We start from the raw sequence: 853 nt of genomic DNA on the forward strand, positions 1-853 counted from the left end.
TGCAGGCGGAGTTCGTCGAGCGCTTCGGCGCCGCGCGCGAGCGGGTGTACGCCGGCGCCGCCAGCGGCGCCTACGAGCTCGACGACCAGCAATGGCTGGCGGTATCGACCGCCGGCATCGACAGCCTGCTCGCCCTGGGCCAGGCCATCAGCCGCAGCGCAGCGGCGGACACCGACGCGGCCGCCGCCGAGACCCGTTACAACCTGTGGTTTTCCCTGGTGCTGCTGGCCGGCGTGGTGATCCTCACCCTGGTGCTGCACCTGCTGGTGCGCATGGTCGGCCTGCGCCTGCACCAGGCGGTGAGCCTGATCCAGCAGGCCGAGCGCAGCAACGATCTCAGCGTGCAGCTGGACGAGCGCGGCCGCGACGAGCTGGCGCTGCTGGGCCGGGCCTACAACGCCATGCTGGCGCGCTTCAGCGAGCTGATCCGCGCCGTGCGCGACGCTACCCAGGACGTCAGCCACGGCGCCCACCAGGTCGCCGCCGCCGCCACGCAGGCCGAACGGGGCGTCAGCCAGCAGCGCGAATCGCTCACCCAGCTGGCCACCGCCATGACGCAGATCGTTGCCGTGGTCCAGGAGGTCGCCATCAACACTGCCGAGACCGCCCAGGCGGCCCGCGACGGGCACAGCGAGGCGGACAGCGGCCGCGCGGTGGTGATCCAGACCGCCGAAGGCATCCAGTTGCTGGCCGCCGAGATCGGCGCAGCCGCCGAGGTGATCCGCACGCTGCAGCACGACAGCGACGACATCGGCCGGGTACTGGACGTGATCAACGAGATCGCCGAGCAGACCAACCTGCCTCGCAGGTCTATGCCACACTTGCGCGCCATGCTCGCCCTGACCCTTCACCT

1 protein-coding gene is annotated in these 853 nt (G+C 71.2%); it reads left to right on the forward strand.

Annotated features, from left to right (window positions below):
* On the forward strand, positions 1-853 hold an 853-nt coding region (locus AS93_RS19835), incomplete at both ends, for a methyl-accepting chemotaxis protein (protein ID WP_027591910.1).

Origin of the sequence: Pseudomonas sp. RL (assembly GCF_000647775.1) — a bacterium.
GTDB lineage: Bacteria > Pseudomonadota > Gammaproteobacteria > Pseudomonadales > Pseudomonadaceae > Serpens > Serpens flexibilis.